Origin of the sequence: Streptomyces sp. NPDC047971 (genome assembly GCF_040653355.1) — a bacterium.
Classification (GTDB): Bacteria; Actinomycetota; Actinomycetes; order Streptomycetales; family Streptomycetaceae; genus Streptomyces.
Genome location: NZ_JBEZNW010000031.1, coordinates 42,094 through 56,425 on the forward strand (window position 1 = coordinate 42,094; position 14,332 = coordinate 56,425).

Annotated in this window: 12 protein-coding genes; 9 read left to right on the forward strand and 3 right to left on the reverse strand. The window is 72.6% G+C overall.

What is annotated here, in order from left to right:
* Nucleotides 1–15 precede the first annotated feature (15 nt).
* The 3 genes from AB0D99_RS25875 (at nucleotide 16) to fabF (ending at nucleotide 2,694) form a co-directional block, all read left to right on the forward strand.
* Nucleotides 16–1,047: a ketoacyl-ACP synthase III gene (locus AB0D99_RS25875; RefSeq protein WP_362366820.1), complete on the forward strand. Its 1,032-nt coding sequence runs from the start codon at nucleotides 16–18 to the stop codon at nucleotides 1,045–1,047.
* 56 nt (nucleotides 1,048–1,103) lie between these two features.
* Nucleotides 1,104–1,352, forward strand: coding sequence for an acyl carrier protein (locus AB0D99_RS25880; protein ID WP_362366823.1), 249 nt, complete (start codon nucleotides 1,104–1,106; stop codon nucleotides 1,350–1,352).
* A 79-nt stretch (nucleotides 1,353–1,431) separates the two neighbouring features.
* Nucleotides 1,432–2,694 (forward strand): beta-ketoacyl-ACP synthase II, encoded by a 1,263-nt coding sequence (gene fabF, locus AB0D99_RS25885; RefSeq protein ID WP_362366826.1) that lies wholly within the window; start codon nucleotides 1,432–1,434, stop codon nucleotides 2,692–2,694.
* 128 nt (nucleotides 2,695–2,822) lie between these two features.
* Here the strand turns inward: fabF and AB0D99_RS25890 are convergent, their stop codons facing one another.
* Nucleotides 2,823–3,317: a DUF3145 domain-containing protein gene (locus AB0D99_RS25890; protein WP_362366830.1), complete on the reverse strand. Its 495-nt coding sequence runs from the start codon at nucleotides 3,315–3,317 to the stop codon at nucleotides 2,823–2,825.
* 271 nt (nucleotides 3,318–3,588) lie between these two features.
* Between AB0D99_RS25890 and AB0D99_RS25895 the strand changes: the two genes are divergently transcribed.
* Both AB0D99_RS25895 and AB0D99_RS25900 read left to right on the forward strand, forming a co-directional pair.
* Complete coding sequence (locus AB0D99_RS25895) at nucleotides 3,589–4,488, forward strand: SGNH/GDSL hydrolase family protein (protein ID WP_362366833.1); 900 nt, start codon at nucleotides 3,589–3,591, stop codon at nucleotides 4,486–4,488.
* An 11-nt stretch (nucleotides 4,489–4,499) separates the two neighbouring features.
* Nucleotides 4,500–5,432: an aldose epimerase family protein gene (locus AB0D99_RS25900; protein ID WP_362366836.1), complete on the forward strand. Its 933-nt coding sequence runs from the start codon at nucleotides 4,500–4,502 to the stop codon at nucleotides 5,430–5,432.
* 58 nt (nucleotides 5,433–5,490) lie between these two features.
* Here the strand turns inward: AB0D99_RS25900 and AB0D99_RS25905 are convergent, their stop codons facing one another.
* On the reverse strand, nucleotides 5,491–7,956 hold the full coding sequence (locus AB0D99_RS25905; protein WP_362366839.1) for a glycoside hydrolase family 3 C-terminal domain-containing protein: 2,466 nt from the start codon (nucleotides 7,954–7,956) through the stop codon (nucleotides 5,491–5,493).
* 156 nt (nucleotides 7,957–8,112) lie between these two features.
* Here AB0D99_RS25905 and AB0D99_RS25910 point away from each other — a divergent pair, with 156 nt between their 5' ends.
* From AB0D99_RS25910 to AB0D99_RS25920, 3 genes are all read left to right on the forward strand, one after another.
* Nucleotides 8,113–8,682, forward strand: coding sequence for a TetR/AcrR family transcriptional regulator (locus AB0D99_RS25910; RefSeq protein ID WP_362366842.1), 570 nt, complete (start codon nucleotides 8,113–8,115; stop codon nucleotides 8,680–8,682).
* Nucleotides 8,683–8,760: 78 nt separating this feature from the next.
* Nucleotides 8,761–9,996 (forward strand): pyroglutamyl peptidase, encoded by a 1,236-nt coding sequence (locus AB0D99_RS25915; protein WP_362366938.1) that lies wholly within the window; start codon nucleotides 8,761–8,763, stop codon nucleotides 9,994–9,996.
* Between the two features lie 47 nt (nucleotides 9,997–10,043).
* Nucleotides 10,044–10,757 carry a carbon-nitrogen hydrolase family protein gene (locus AB0D99_RS25920; protein ID WP_362366846.1) on the forward strand — a complete coding sequence of 238 codons (714 nt, stop codon included), beginning with the start codon at nucleotides 10,044–10,046 and terminating at the stop codon, nucleotides 10,755–10,757.
* Nucleotides 10,758–10,800: 43 nt separating this feature from the next.
* Here the strand turns inward: AB0D99_RS25920 and AB0D99_RS25925 are convergent, their stop codons facing one another.
* Complete coding sequence (locus AB0D99_RS25925) at nucleotides 10,801–11,625, reverse strand: EI24 domain-containing protein (protein WP_362366849.1); 825 nt, start codon at nucleotides 11,623–11,625, stop codon at nucleotides 10,801–10,803.
* Between the two features lie 99 nt (nucleotides 11,626–11,724).
* Between AB0D99_RS25925 and AB0D99_RS25930 the strand changes: the two genes are divergently transcribed.
* Nucleotides 11,725–14,253, forward strand: a complete 2,529-nt coding sequence (locus AB0D99_RS25930) for a M14 family zinc carboxypeptidase (RefSeq protein ID WP_362366852.1) — start codon at nucleotides 11,725–11,727, stop codon at nucleotides 14,251–14,253.
* The last annotated feature ends 79 nt before the right edge of the window (nucleotides 14,254–14,332 follow it).

Genomic DNA, 14,332 nt, shown 5'->3' on the forward strand with positions numbered 1-14,332 from the left:
AAGGAGCCGTAGAGCATGTCGAAGATCAAGCCCAGCAAGGGCGCCCCGTACGCGCGGATCATGGGTGTCGGCGGCTACCGCCCCACCCGGGTCGTGCCGAACGAGGTGATCCTCGAGACGATCGACTCGTCCGACGAGTGGATCCGCTCGCGCTCCGGTATCGCCACCCGTCACTGGGCCTCCCCCGAGGAGACCGTGACCGCGATGTCGGTCGAGGCGTCCGGGAAGGCCATCGCCGACGCCGGGATCACCCCCGAGCAGATCGGTGCCGTGATCGTCTCCACGGTGTCGCACTTCAAGCAGACCCCCGCCGTCGCCACCGAGATCGCCGACAAGATCGGCGCCGGCAAGCCGGCCGCGTTCGACATCTCCGCCGGCTGCGCGGGCTTCGGCTACGGCCTGACCCTCGCCAAGGGCATGATCGTCGAGGGTTCTGCGGAGTACGTCCTCGTCATCGGCGTCGAGCGGCTGAGCGACCTCACCGACCTGGAGGACCGCGCGACGGCCTTCCTGTTCGGCGACGGCGCCGGCGCGGTCGTCGTCGGTCCCTCCGACGTGCCGCACATCGGCCCCTCGGTCTGGGGTTCGGAGGGCGACAAGTCCGAGACCATCAAGCAGACCGTCCCCTGGAACGAATTCCAGGGGGGCGACGTCTCGAAGCTCCCCCTCAACCAGCAGGGCGAGATCAAGTTCCCCGCCATCACGCAGGAGGGTCAGGCGGTCTTCCGCTGGGCCGTCTTCGAGATGGCGAAGGTCGCCCAGCAGGCGCTGGACGCCGCCGGAATCACGGCGGACGACCTGGACGTCTTCATCCCGCACCAGGCGAACATGCGGATCATCGACTCGATGGTGAAGACTCTGAAGCTGCCGGAGCACGTGACGGTCGCCCGTGACGTCGAGACCACCGGCAACACCTCGGCCGCCTCGATTCCGCTCGCGATGGAGCGGCTCCTGGCGACCGGGAAGGCGAAGAGCGGCGACACCGCGCTCGTCATCGGCTTCGGGGCGGGTCTCGTCTACGCCGCGACGGTCGTTACCCTCCCCTAGGCACTCCGGGTCCTCCGGAAGCCCCTTATTTCAGTCATCACAGAAGGAGCGCCACCATGGCCGCCACCCAGGAAGAGATCGTCGAAGGTCTCGCCGAGATCGTGAACGAGATCGCCGGCATCCCGACCGAGGACGTCGCGCTCGAGAAGTCCTTCACGGACGACCTCGACGTCGACTCGCTGTCCATGGTCGAGGTCGTTGTCGCCGCCGAAGAGCGCTTCGACGTCAAGATCCCGGACGAGGACGTCAAGAACCTCAAGACGGTCGGCGACGCGACCGCCTACATCCTGAAGCACCAGGGCTGATTCGGCCCCTGCTGACTCGGTCAGCCACCCGGCGGTGGCGCCGTTTTTCGACCATCACACACGTGGAGAAAGAATTCCTGTGAGCTCGACCAATCGCACCGTGGTCGTCACCGGTATCGGCGCAACCACACCGCTGGGTGGCGACTCCGCATCGACCTGGGAAGGTCTGATCGCGGGACGCTCCGGCGTCAAGCCCCTCGAGGGCGAACGATTCGCCGAACTGCCCGTCCAGATCGCGGCCCCCGTCGCGGTCGACCCGGGCGACGTTCTGCCCCGCCCGCTCGCCCGCAAGCTGGACCGCTCGGCGCAGTTCGCGCTGATCGCGGCCCGCGAGGCATGGGCCGACGCGGGCTACACCGCCCCGGCCGGTGACGACGAGAGCGTGGCGCCCGAGCGCCTCGGCTCCGTCATCGCCTCCGGCATCGGCGGCGTAACGACTCTGCTCGACCAGTACGACGTGCTGAAGGACAAGGGCGTCCGCCGTGTCTCCCCGCACACCGTGCCGATGCTGATGCCGAACAGCCCCTCCGCCAACGTCGGCCTGGAGGTGAACGCCCGGGCGGGCGTCCACACCCCGGTCTCCGCGTGTGCGTCGGGCGCCGAGGCGATCGGCTACGCCGTCGAGATGATCCGTACCGGCCGGGCCGACGTGGTCGTGGCCGGCGGCACGGAGGCGGCGATCCACCCGCTGCCGATCGCGGCCTTCGCCAACATGATGGCGATGTCCAAGAACAACGACGAGCCCACGAAGGCCTCCCGTCCGTACGACACGGGCCGTGACGGCTTCGTGCTCGGCGAGGGCGCGGGCGTGGTGATCCTCGAGTCCGAGGAGCACGCGAAGGCCCGTGGCGCCCGCGTCTACTGCGAGGTGCTGGGCCAGGGCCTGTCGGCCGACAGCCACCACATCGCGCAGCCCGAGCCGACCGGCCGGGGCATCGCCGCCGCGATGCAGAACCTGCTGGACTCGACGGACCTGAAGCCCTCCGAGGTCGTCCACCTCAACGCGCACGCGACGTCGACCCCGCAGGGTGACGTGGCGGAGATCAAGGCGCTCCGCAAGGTGCTGGGCGACGACCTGGACCACGTCGCGATCTCGGCGACGAAGTCGATGACGGGTCACCTCCTGGGTGGCGCGGGCGGTATCGAGACCGTCGCGACGGTCCTGGCGCTGCACCACCGTCTGGCCCCGCCGACGATCAACGTCGACGACCTGGACCCGGCCGTGGACGCGGACATCGTCCGCGGCGAGCCCCGCGAGCTGCCGCAGGGCACGATCGCCGCGATCAACAACAGCTTCGGCTTCGGCGGCCACAACGTGGTCCTGGCGTTCCGCACGGTCTGACCCTCACTCACGTCTGAGGCCCACCCCCTCCGGAGGGGGTGGGCCTCGGACGTGTCCGGGGGCTGCCACGGCAGGCCGGACCCGCCCGCCGCGCGCGGACGCGCCGGCCGCCGGGCCGGTGCGGGGGCTCAGACCACCTGGTGGAGCCAGCGGACCGGAGCGCCCTCACCCGCGTACCGGAAGGGCTCCAGCTCGTCGTCCCAGGGCTTGCCGAGGAGCTTGGCGATCTCCGCCTCCAGCTCCGTCTCCCCGCGCGTCGAGCGGGCCAGTGCGGCGCGCAGACGGTCCTCCGGGATCAGGATGTCGCCGTGCATTCCGGTGACGGCGTGGAAGATGCCCAGTTCCGGCGTGGCGCTGTAGCGCTCGCCCTCGGCCGTGGGGCAGGGTTCCGCGGTGACCTCGAAGCGGAGCATCTGCCAGCCGCGCAGGGCGGAGGCGAGCTTGGAGGCGGTGCCGGTCTCGCCCTGCCAGGAGAACTCGGCTCTCCAGGTGCCGGGCGACGCCGGCTGGCGGATCCAGTCGAGCTGGACTCTCGCACCGAGGACACCCGCGACCGCCCATTCGACGTGCGGGCACAGCGCGCGCGGTGCGGAGTGAACGTACAGAACTCCACGTGTCGTCACCGGGACCTCCAGTGTGGGACGAGGTTCGCCTTTCCCAGCGGCCTCAGTAAACAGCATCGGGCGGAAAACTCCACAAACCCCCGAAAAAGGGACAGCATGTGACGTGATGTAATTTACCGGAGCCGGTCGGCGAAGGCGCCTCTGGTTCGACGGGGGAAAAGCTACCGTGCCGCACCGCCCTTGGGGTGACGTACGGTCGGTCCGGGGGTGGGTGGACACCAAGCTTTCACTCGCCAGGACGCCGAACGGACGCCGGAGGAGGGGCCGAGGGATGCACGGCAGACAACGTTTTCGTACCACCGTCGCCTCCGCCGCGGCCGCACTGCTGCTGTGCGCGGGCACCCTGACGGGGTGTGAGACGGCCGGCCCCGCGGCGACCGCCCCGCCGAAGCCCACACCGACCCCGAGACCCACACCGGTCTGGGACCGCTCCCCCGCCTCCCTCGCGGCCGTCGGCGACTCCATCACCCGCGCCTTCGACGCCTGCTCGGTCCTCGCGGACTGCCCGGAGGTCTCCTGGGCGACCGGCACCGACACCACCGTCAACAGCCTGGCGCTGCGGCTGCTCGGGGCGCGGGGTACGGCCGCGCGCAGCTGGAACCTCGCGCGGACCGGGGCGCGGATGGCGGAGCTCCCCGCCCAGATGGCACGGGCGGCCGCCGAGCGGCCCGAGCTGGTGACGGTGATGATGGGCGCGAACGACGCCTGCCGGGACCGGCCCGAACTGATGACCCCGGTCGAGGAGTTCCGCGCCGACTTCGAGGCGTCCCTGGTCGCGCTGCGCAGGACGGCGCCGAAGGCGCAGGTGTACGTGTCGAGCCTGCCGGACCTGAAACGCCTCTGGTCGCAGGGCAAGGACACCCCGATGGGCCGCCAGATCTGGAAGCTGGGGATCTGCGCCTCGATGCTGGCCGACGCCGAGGACCTGAGCGCGCCCGCCGAGCAGCGCCGGAACCGGGTGCGGGACCGGGTGGTGGCGTACAACGCGGCCCTGGAGCAGGTCTGCGCGAAGGACCCGCGCTGCCGGTACGACGGCGGAGCGGTGTTCGGCTTCCGGTTCGACGGCGCGCAGCTCAGCCCGTGGGACGGCTTCCATCCGAGCAAGAACGGCCAGGCGCGGCTCGCGGAGATCGCGCATCGCCAGGTGACGGCCCCGGAGCCGCCCGCGTAGGGTTCCGGATCATGAGGATCACGAGTGAGCCCTTCGGTTCGGTCGACGGCACGGACGTCTCGCGCTGGACGCTCCAGCGGGACGCCGTGCGGGTGCGGGTGCTGACCTACGGCGGCATCGTGCAGTCGGTCGAGACGCCGGACCGGGACGGTGTCCCGGGTGGCGTGGCCCTCGGTTTCCCCGATCTGGAGGGGTATCTGAAGCGTCCGGAGCCGTATTTCGGTGCCCTGGTGGGGCGTTACGCCAATCGGATCGCGGGCGGTGTCTTCGCCCTGGACGGCACGGTCCACCGGCTGCCCCGCAACGGCGGGCCGAACTGTCTGCACGGCGGGGAGCGCGGCTTCGACAAGCGGGTGTGGGAGGCGGAGGAGGTCGGGTCCGGGGTACGCCTCTCCCGGGTGAGCCCGGACGGCGAGGAGGGCTTCCCGGGCCGGCTGGAGGTCTCGGTGACGTACACGCTCGACGCCGACGGGGCCCTGCGGATCGGCTACCGGGCGGAGACGGACGCTCCGACGGTGGTGGCGCTGACGAACCACTCGTACTGGCGGCTGGGAGACGGGCCGCAGGAGCTGCGGGTGGCCGCCTCGCGCTTCACGCCGACCGACGCCACGGGCATCCCGACCGGAGCGTTCGCCGAGGTCACGGGCACGGAGCTGGACTTCCGCACCGGCCGGGCGCTCACCGTCCCGCTGGACCACAACTTCGTCCTGGACGGCACGGGTTCGGCGGCGGCCGAGCTGTACGCGCCGGGAAGCGGCCGCACGGTGACGGTGGAGACCACCGAGCCCGGGCTCCAGGTGTACGCCGGCCCGGGGCTGGGCGGGGTGGCGCTGGAGGCGCAGGCGTTCCCGGACTCGCCGAACCGGCCGGAGTTCCCCTCGGCGGTGCTGCGGCCGGGCGGGGTGTACGACTCGACCACCGTCTTCCGCTTCGGGGTTCGCTGAACGACGGGGTGGAGCCCCGGGGCGGCTGTCAGGTTCCGCCCCGGGGCCGATCATGGGGTCAGACCTCCAGCGCGGCGGTCAGGCGCGTGTCCGCCAGCGAGTGGGCGGCCCTGACCTCGTACGCGCCGGGGACGAAGGCCCAGTCGTTCTTCTCCTCGTCCCAGACCTCGAAGGCGCGGCGCGGCAGCGCGATCCGGACCTCGACGGATTCTCCGGCGCCCGCCTCGACGGAGCCGAAGCCGGCCAGCCAGCGTGCCGGACGCTCCACCGCCGTGTCCCGCGCGCCGGGCGTCGCGGTCGGCGCCAGGTAGATCTGGACGACCTCACGGCCGGTGCGGGTGCCGGTGTTGGTGATCCGGACCGTCGCCGCGTCCGGGGTGACCTCCAGGGAGTCGTAGTCCCAGGCGGTGTAGCCGAGGCCGTGACCGAAGGCGTACGCGGGGACGGCGCCGGCCTTGTCCCAGGCCCGGTATCCGATGAAGACGCCCTCGGTGTAGGCCAGTCGCCCGTCGGTCGGGGTGGACTCGGTGACGGGGACGTCGGCGAGCGCGACGGGCCAGGTGGTGGGGAGCCGGCCGCCGGGCTCGGCGGCGCCGGTGAGGACGTCGGCGAGCGCGGCGCCGCCCTCCTGGCCGGGGAACCAGCTGAGCAGGATCGCCGCGACGTCGTCGCGCCAGGGCATCTCGACCGGGGAGCCCGCGTTGACGACGACGATGGTGTGGGGGTTGGCGGCGGCCACGGCCCGGACGAGATCGTCCTGGCGGCCGGGGAGCGCGAGGTCCGTGCGGTCGAAGCCCTCGGACTCGACGCGCTCGGTGGTGGCGACGACCACGACGGCGGTGTCGGCGGCGCGGGCGGCCTCGACGGCTTCGGCGATCAGTTCGTCGGGGTCTCGGCGCGGACCGAGGTGGACGAAGGAGAACATGACGGCCGGCAGCGGGGCCGCGAACTCCTTGTCGAGGGGGTGGAGCAGGGACACCTCGACGGGCTCGCCCGCCGTGAGGGCGACCTTGGCGCGCTCGACGGGGGCGCCGAAGAACGCCTCGAAGGGGTCGGCCTCGGAGCCCATCGCCTGGACGCCGTCGAAGACGGTCTCGCCTCCGATGCGCAGGGTGAAGGCGCCCAGGCCCCGGGTGCCGAAGGAGTGCTCACCGGACTCGCGCGGGGTGAACGTGCCGGTGACCTCGATGGAGGCGAGGGTCTCGTGGGTGACGCCGGCCGGGAGGTCGTCGCCGATCCACTGGACCTGGCCGTTGGGCAGGGTGCCCTCGCCGAGGACGGCGCCCTCGGCGTCGCGGCAGACGGCGCGGAGGGTGAACCCGGACGAGACCGAGCCGGCGGGGGTCAGTTCGTCGCTGGGGTCGGCGCCGAGGGTGAAGGTGAGGGCGCCTTCGGGGAGGGCGGCGGTGAGGCCGTCGAGCGGGGAGACGGTGTGGTCGGGGAAGACCTGGGCCGAGCCGCCGCCGAGGATCCGGGCGTCGCGGGCGCCGGCTCCGGAGAGGGCGACGGTGCCGCTCCCGGCCAGCGGCAGCGCGTCGTTCTCGTTGCGTACGAGGACGAAGCCGCGGTGGGCGACCTCGCGGGCGAGGGCCTCGCCGTCGATCGTCCCGGGCTGCTCGGTGACGACGGGCGGGGCTCCTTCGAGGGCGCCGACGCGGGCGGCGAGCCGGAGCACGTTCCGTACGGCCGCGTCGACCGCGGACTCCTCGACCTCGCCGGCCCGGGCGGCGGCGGCGAGCGCCTCGCCGTAGACGGTCTGCGGGCCCGGCATGGCGATGTCGAGGCCGCCCTCGATGTCGCCCTTGGTGGAGCGGGCGGCCATCCAGTCGGAGACGTTGCAGCCGTCGAAGCCCCACTCGCCGCGCAGGACCTCCTCGACGAGGTGGCGGTGCTCGGTCATCGTCACGCCGTTGATCTGGTTGTAGGCGGTCATGATGCCCCAGGGGTGGGCGTTCTTGACGATGGCTTCGAACGGGGCGAGGTAGAGCTCGCGCAGCGGGCGGGGGGCGATCGTGTTGTCGACGGTGAAGCGGTCGGTCTCGGCGTCGTTGCCCACGAAGTGCTTGACGGTCGTGCCGACGCCGCCGTCCTGCACGCCCTGGACGTAGCCGGTGCCGATCTCGCCGGTGAGGTACGGGTCCTCGGAGTAGCACTCGAAGTGGCGGCCGCCGAGCGGGGTGCGGTGCAGGTTGACGGTGGGTGCGAGGAGGACGTGGACGCCCTTGCGGCGGGCCTCCTGGGCGAGGAGCCGGCCGGCGCGGCGGGCGAGGGCCGGGTCCCAGGCGGCGGCGAGCGCGGTCGGGGACGGCAGGGCGACGGAGGGGTCGTCGGCCGTCCAGCGGACGCCCCGGACGCCGATCGGGCCGTCGGACATGACCAGGGACGCCAGCCCGATCTCGGGCAGGGCGGGGAGGGACCACATGTCCTGGCCGGCGAGCAGCCGCGCCTTGGTGTCCAGGTCGAGCTTGCCGAGCGCCGCCTCGACGGCCTGCTCACGAACGGTCTCCGCGCTGATCTCCGCCACGGCCGTACCTCCTCGTAGAAGTCCTTGTGGCGCCCATGGTGGACTCGATACCTGTAGATCGGTAGGTTACGTTATCTTTTCGTTACAGCGAGATGTCGTACGGTCCTGGGGGAAGGGACGTCAGGCGAGCGGCGACAGGGAGAGGGGGCCACGGCGATGGTGCGGGCCAGGAGCGAGGAACGGCGGGCGGACATCGTGGGCGCGACCCTCGAGGTGATCGCCGAGCGCGGCTACCGGGGGGCGTCGCTCGGCGCCGTCGCCGAGCGCGTCGGGCTGACGCAGCAGGGGCTGTTGCACTACTTCCCCACCAAGGAGGCGCTGCTGGTCGCGGTCCTCGCGGAGCGCGACAAGTGGGACACGAGCGGGGCGGGGTCGCGGGAGGGCTGGCGGCTCGACCTGCTCGACTCGCTCGTCGAGTACAACGCGATGCGGCCGGGGATCGTGCAGACCTTCTCGGCCCTTCTCGGCGAGAGCGTGACCGAGGACCATCCGGCGCGCGCGTTCTTCACCGAGCGCTACACCCAGGTCCGCCAGGAGATGGCGAACGTCCTGCGCCTGGAGTTCGGCGAGCGCCTGCCGAGCGGACTGACCCCGGAGCGGGCGGCCCCGATCCTGACGGCCGTGATGGACGGACTGCAGTACCAGTGGCTGCTCGACCCGGCGGCGGTGGACATGCCGGAGGCGTTCCGGGACTTCCTGCGGCTCCTGTACGGAAGCGACAAGTGAGGGCCCCGTAGCGGGAGTCACGGGTGGGTCGGGATACTGCCCGGGCCGGTTCCCGACCCGACGGAAGGCTCACCTGTGCTGTCCCGGATACGCCACGCCTCGCTCGGTCTCGCACTGATCACCGCCACGCTGGTCGCGGCGACACCCCCCGCCTCGGCCGACGCGGGCTGCGCGTGCACCACCGAGGAGGCCCGACTCGACCGCGCCGCACCCCAGGAGATCCTGCGCAGGGCCGGATTCGACTCCGTGGCACCGGAGTTCGCCGGCGCGCTCGCCGGCGCCGGGTCGTACCGGGAGGCCGAGGGGATCGTCGCCCGGCACGGGGAGCGGCTCTGGCGGGACGCCGTCGACCGGGCGCAGGGGCGTCGCGTGCGGGGCGATCTGAGCAGGGACGACGATCGGCCGCTGTACTGGGCGCGGCTGGGCCTGACCAGGGAACTGCGCTCCTGGCGGCCGGAGTTCGCCCTGTCGGGCGAGGCGCGAGCCCGGCTGCTCGACCGGCTGGAACGTTCCTCTCGCGGCCAGGACGCGATCCGCTTCCCCGCGGGCAAGGGGGTGAAGCGGATCCTGATGACCGGGTTCGACCCCTTCACACTCGACCGGGACGTCCGGATCAGCAACCCGTCCGGGGCCACCGCGCTCGCCCTGGACGGCACCTGGATCCGCACGGCCGACGGAACCCCGGCGAGGATCGAGACGGCCGTCTTCCCGGTCCGCTGGCAGGACTTCGCCGGGGGAACGGTCGAGCGGACCCTGCGGGACCAGCTGCCGAAGGCGGACCTCTTCACCACGGTCAGCCAGGGCCGGATCGGCCGCTTCGACATCGAACGGTTCAACGGCGCCTGGCGGGGCGGGTTCCCCGACAACGAGAACCTCTCGCGCACGGAGACCGTCCCGGTCGACGATCCCGCCACCCAGCCCCAGTGGACGGCGACCACCCTCCCGTACGCCTCGATCGTCGCCGCGCACACCGGGCGCTTCCCCGTGTACGACAACACGGCGGTGACCGAGATCCCGGCCGGGTCGAGCACCCCCGTGGCCCGCCCGGACGGCCCGACGCCGGGCTCCACGGCCCGCTCGGGCGGCGGCGGGGACTACCTCTCCAACGAGATCGCCTACCGCGCCACCCTGCTGCGCGACCGGCTCGGCCTGCGGGAACTGCCCGGCGGCCACGTCCACACGCCGGTGCTCCAGTTCGGCGCGGGCAACACGGACCCGGCGACGGGCGCGGTCACGGACCCGGAGTTCGTGCGCAACCGGCTGGACATCATCGCCCAGGTCCGGTCGATCATCGCCGTGGCCGCGTCCCGATAGGCCCCGGGGGTAGCCCGCCGGCCGGGGCGCACGGGATGATGACGGTCATGATCGTCGCAGCCGCGCAGTTCGCCCCGGTCGCCGGGGACATCGACGCCAACGTCCGGACCGTCGCCGGGCTGATCAGGGACGCGGGCGCCGACGGCGCCCGGCTGGTCGTCTTCGCCGAGCTCTGCCTGACCGGCTACGAGCCCAGCCTCATCAGGGACACCCCCGCGCTGGTGCTCTCCGAGGACGACGCCCGCCTCGAACCGGTCCGGGACGCCTGCCGCGCGGTGGGCGCGGCGGCCGTCGTCAACGGACCCGTGCGGACCGCCGACGGCTCGACCGGGGTGACCTCACTGGTGATCGACGCGGACGGCTCCCTGCTCGCCCGCTACGACAAGCGGCATCTGTACGGCATCGAGCAGGAGGTCTTCGCGCCGGGCGGGTCGGACGGCCGCTTCACCCTCGACGGGGTCCGGTTCGCCACGGCCACCTGCTACGACAACCGGTTCCCGGAGTTGGCGGAGCGGGCCGCGGCCGACGGCTGCACGGTCTATCTGGCGAGCTCGGTGCTGGTCGCCGGCAACGACTCGTTCGAGAAGGTCTATCCGGTACGGGCCCGGGACTTCGGCCTGCACGTGGTGCTCGGCAACGCGCTGGGCCCCAGCGAGGAGGGCGTGGCCTGCGGCGGAGCCGGAGCCTGGGGCCCGGACGGCGAGCGCCTCGCCGACGCGGGGAGCGAGCGGCAGGGGTACGCGCTGGCCGAGGTCGGCTGAGCCCGCACCCGCCGGTCCCGGGGCGGCCTGCGGAAGCGGCACGCTACCGCTTCCGGAACGGGTCGCCCGGGGTCGGGACGGGGGTGGGCGCCGCGGGGAAGGGCGCCGCGGCCGGCTGGTCGTCGCTGTCGTTCTCGCCGCGCAGGTCCCGGACCATCAGCGTCGCGCCCGCGACCGCGCCGGGCATCAGGAAGACGGCCACGAACGGCACCAGGAACGCCAGGGTCAGCGGGACGCCGAAGCCCAGGGTCAGCATCCGGCGGCCGCGCAGCATCCGCAGCCGCTCCTTCAGCTCGACGCTGCGGCGCTGGAGGGCGACGGCCGTGAGTTCCTCGGCGAGGAAGAAGCCGGAGACGCAGAAGCCGATCACCGGCACGACGGTCTGACCGACGACGGGGATGAAACCGCAGGCGAAGAGCAGCACTCCGTAGAGCGCGACCCGCAGCACGACCTTGAGGCTGTCGCGCGCGGAGATCCACAGCTCGCGCCAGAGCGGCAGGCCGGACTCGGGGACGTCTCCGCCCTCGGCGCGGTCGACCGCCTCGGACAGCGACTCGTAGAAGGGCTGGCCGACCAGCAGGGTCACGGCGGTGAAGGTGACGACGGCGAGGAAGAGCCCGAAGCCGAAGGTCAGCACGGTCAGGGTGGTGCGCAGGAGCCCCTGCCAGGGCGAGGACCAGTCGTCGGCGAACGGGGTCGCCCAGGCCGTCAGGTCGTCCGCCCCGTAGCCGAGTCCGACGAGGGCGCCGATGTAGAGCGCGAGGGTCACCAGACCGGGCAGCAGCCCGAAACCGAACCATCGGCCGTGCCGGCCCACCCACTTCTGACCCTGTACCAGATAACCGAGACCGGCCCCGAAATCACGCATGGGATCACCCTATCGGGCCTGCGTCGGAGGCCCTCTTGTTGTCCGGGGCACGACAGGGTAGACCCCTGCGTACTGATCACTCACGGAGGTTGCGTACGTATGGCGAAACCCGGACCCGTCCTGATCACCACCGTCTGCGGCGCGCTCCTCGGCGCTCTCGTCCTCACCTCGCTGCCCGCGAGCGCCGCGCCCGGCCCGCCGGCGTACGGGCCCGGCGCCGCGCACGAGCCCGGTCCCGTCCGCGACGGGGGCGGGCGTGAGACCGCGGCCGCGCCGCCCCGCGCGTTCGCGGCGCGCTCCTCCCTCACCCCGGCCGACACCCCGCTCCGCCCGGGCACCGGCTATCCGCGGCGGACCGACCTCACCGTCCCGCCCGTCGACCCTGCCGACAAGTCGATCAAGCTGGGGCTGGCCCCGTACCACTCCCTCGCCCCGCGCCTCAACGCGCTGCAGGGGCTCGGCGACCGGGTGAGCGTCGAGGTCGCCGGGCGGTCGGCCGGCGGTCACGAGCTGTATCTGGTGACCGTCACGGCCCCGGAGAGCGCCCGCGAGGCCCGCGAGCAGGAGCGGATGCGCGAGCTGATCGAGAACGCGCCCGCCGCCGCGGCCGAGGACGCCCGGCTGAAGGCCGCGTACAAGACGCCCGTCTTCATCAACAACAACATCCACGGCAACGAGTGGGAGGGCACGGACGCGGCCCTGGAGCTCATCGAGGAGCTGGCCACCGCCACCGACCGCAAGACCGCCGGGCTGCTCGCGAGGACCCGGGTCTACCTGAACGTCACGGCCAACCCGGACGGCCGGATCGCCGGAACCCGCGCCAACGGCAACGGCTTCGACCTCAACCGCGACTTCGTCACCGCCTCGCAGCCCGAGGCCCGGGCGATCCGGCGGATCGCCATCGACAAGCAGCCGGCCGTGATGCTGGACCTGCACGGATACGTCAACGGCACGCTGATCGAGCCGACGACCCCGCCGCACGGCGAGAACTACGAGTACGACCTGTTCCTGAAGAACGCCTACGCCAACGCTCTCGGCATGGAGAAGGCGGTCAACGGTCTCGGCTACACGCCCGCGAAGGACGGGGTCCGCCCGGCGGTCATCCCCTTCCGCGACGAACAGGAGGGCTGGGACGACTGGCCGCCCATCTTCACCCCGCAGTACATGCCGTTCCAGGGCGCGGTGGCCGCGCACACCATCGAGTTCCCGATGACGGTGAACAACCAGGCGTACGACACGCTGCCGGAGGCGGAGCTGCGCCGCCGGGCGGCGATCAACGTCGACATCGCGGGCGCCGCGATGCGGGCCACGCTCGATCACACGGACACCCATCGGGCGTCGGTGCTCGCCGACCAGATCGAGACGTTCCGGCGGGGCGCGGCGGGCGAGGCGCAGCGGCCGGTCTCCGAGGAGACGGTCCCCGGAGTGCCGGGGATCGGCCCGGAGGACGTGTACACGACCACGTTCCCGCGCGCGTACGTCATTCCGGCGGGGCGGTCCCAGAGCTCGGCGGTGGCGGCGGCGCGGCTGGTGGACCATCTGGTCGCCAACGACGTGCGGGTGGGCCGGGCCGTGGACGGCTCGTACGTGGTCGACATGCGCCAGCCCAAGCGCGGAATGGCGAACGTGATCCTGGCGGAGGGCCGCGACATCAGCGCGGACGTGTCGACGATGTACGACATCTCGGGCTGGAGCCTCGGTCTGCTCTGGGGCGCGACGGTGCGCAGGATCGAGCACGGTCCGGTACCGCGCGTGGTACGCCCGGTGCACGCGGCGGCGCCCACGGGCTCGGTCGCTCCCTTCGGGGACCTGCTGCTGCGGCTCGACGACCCCAAGGAGCTGGCCGCGGTGAACTCGCTGCTCGCGCAGGGGGTGAGGGTGCGCGCGACGGCCGACGGAGCGGCGGTCGTGCCGGCGTCGGCGCGGAGGGCCGCCCGGGTGCTCGCGGACCGGTACGGGGTGGTGTTCCGGGCGACGAAGCAGCGAGGCACGGCGCCGCTGGAACGGACCAGGGTCGCCGCCTCGGTGACGGCCGGCGAGCTGTTCGCGCTGCGCGAGATGGGCTTCGAGGTCGTCCCGGTGTCGACGGAGATCCTGAACGCGGGCTTCGACTGGTCGACGGCCGACGTGCTCTTCGTGTCGCGGGGTCTGGAGTACGGGAAGCTCGTCCCGGCGGCGCGGGAGGCCCTGCGGGCCGGCGGTGCGGGTGTCGTGGGGATCGGACCCGCGGGAGCGGCGTTCAACGCGGCGGCGGGGCTGCTCCCCGCGACCGCGGTGGAGGGCAACGGGGACGCGAACGGTGTCGTGACGGTCCGCAACGCGGGCGGAGCGATCACGGGCGGCGCGCCCGGGCACAGCTTCGTCTACGCGCCGATGTGGTTCACCGGGCTGGGGGCGGGGGTGCGGACCGAGCAGTCGTACGCGGCGGTCGATCCGCTCGTCTCCGGGCACTGGCGTCCGGGTGCGGACGGCCGGGGCGGTCCGGGCGACGCGGCCGGGCGGGCCTCGGTGGTCAGCGGGACGGCGGCGCATGGCGCGCCGGTGGTCCTGTTCGGCACGGAGCCGCTCTTCCGGGACCATCCGAAGGGGGTGTTCGCGCAGGTCGGCCGGGCTCTGCTGGCGCGCTGACCGGCGCGCCCCGCGAGGCGCCGACGCGAGAGGGCCGCACCCCGGTCGGTCGGGGTGCGGCCCATGTCAAGCCTACGCG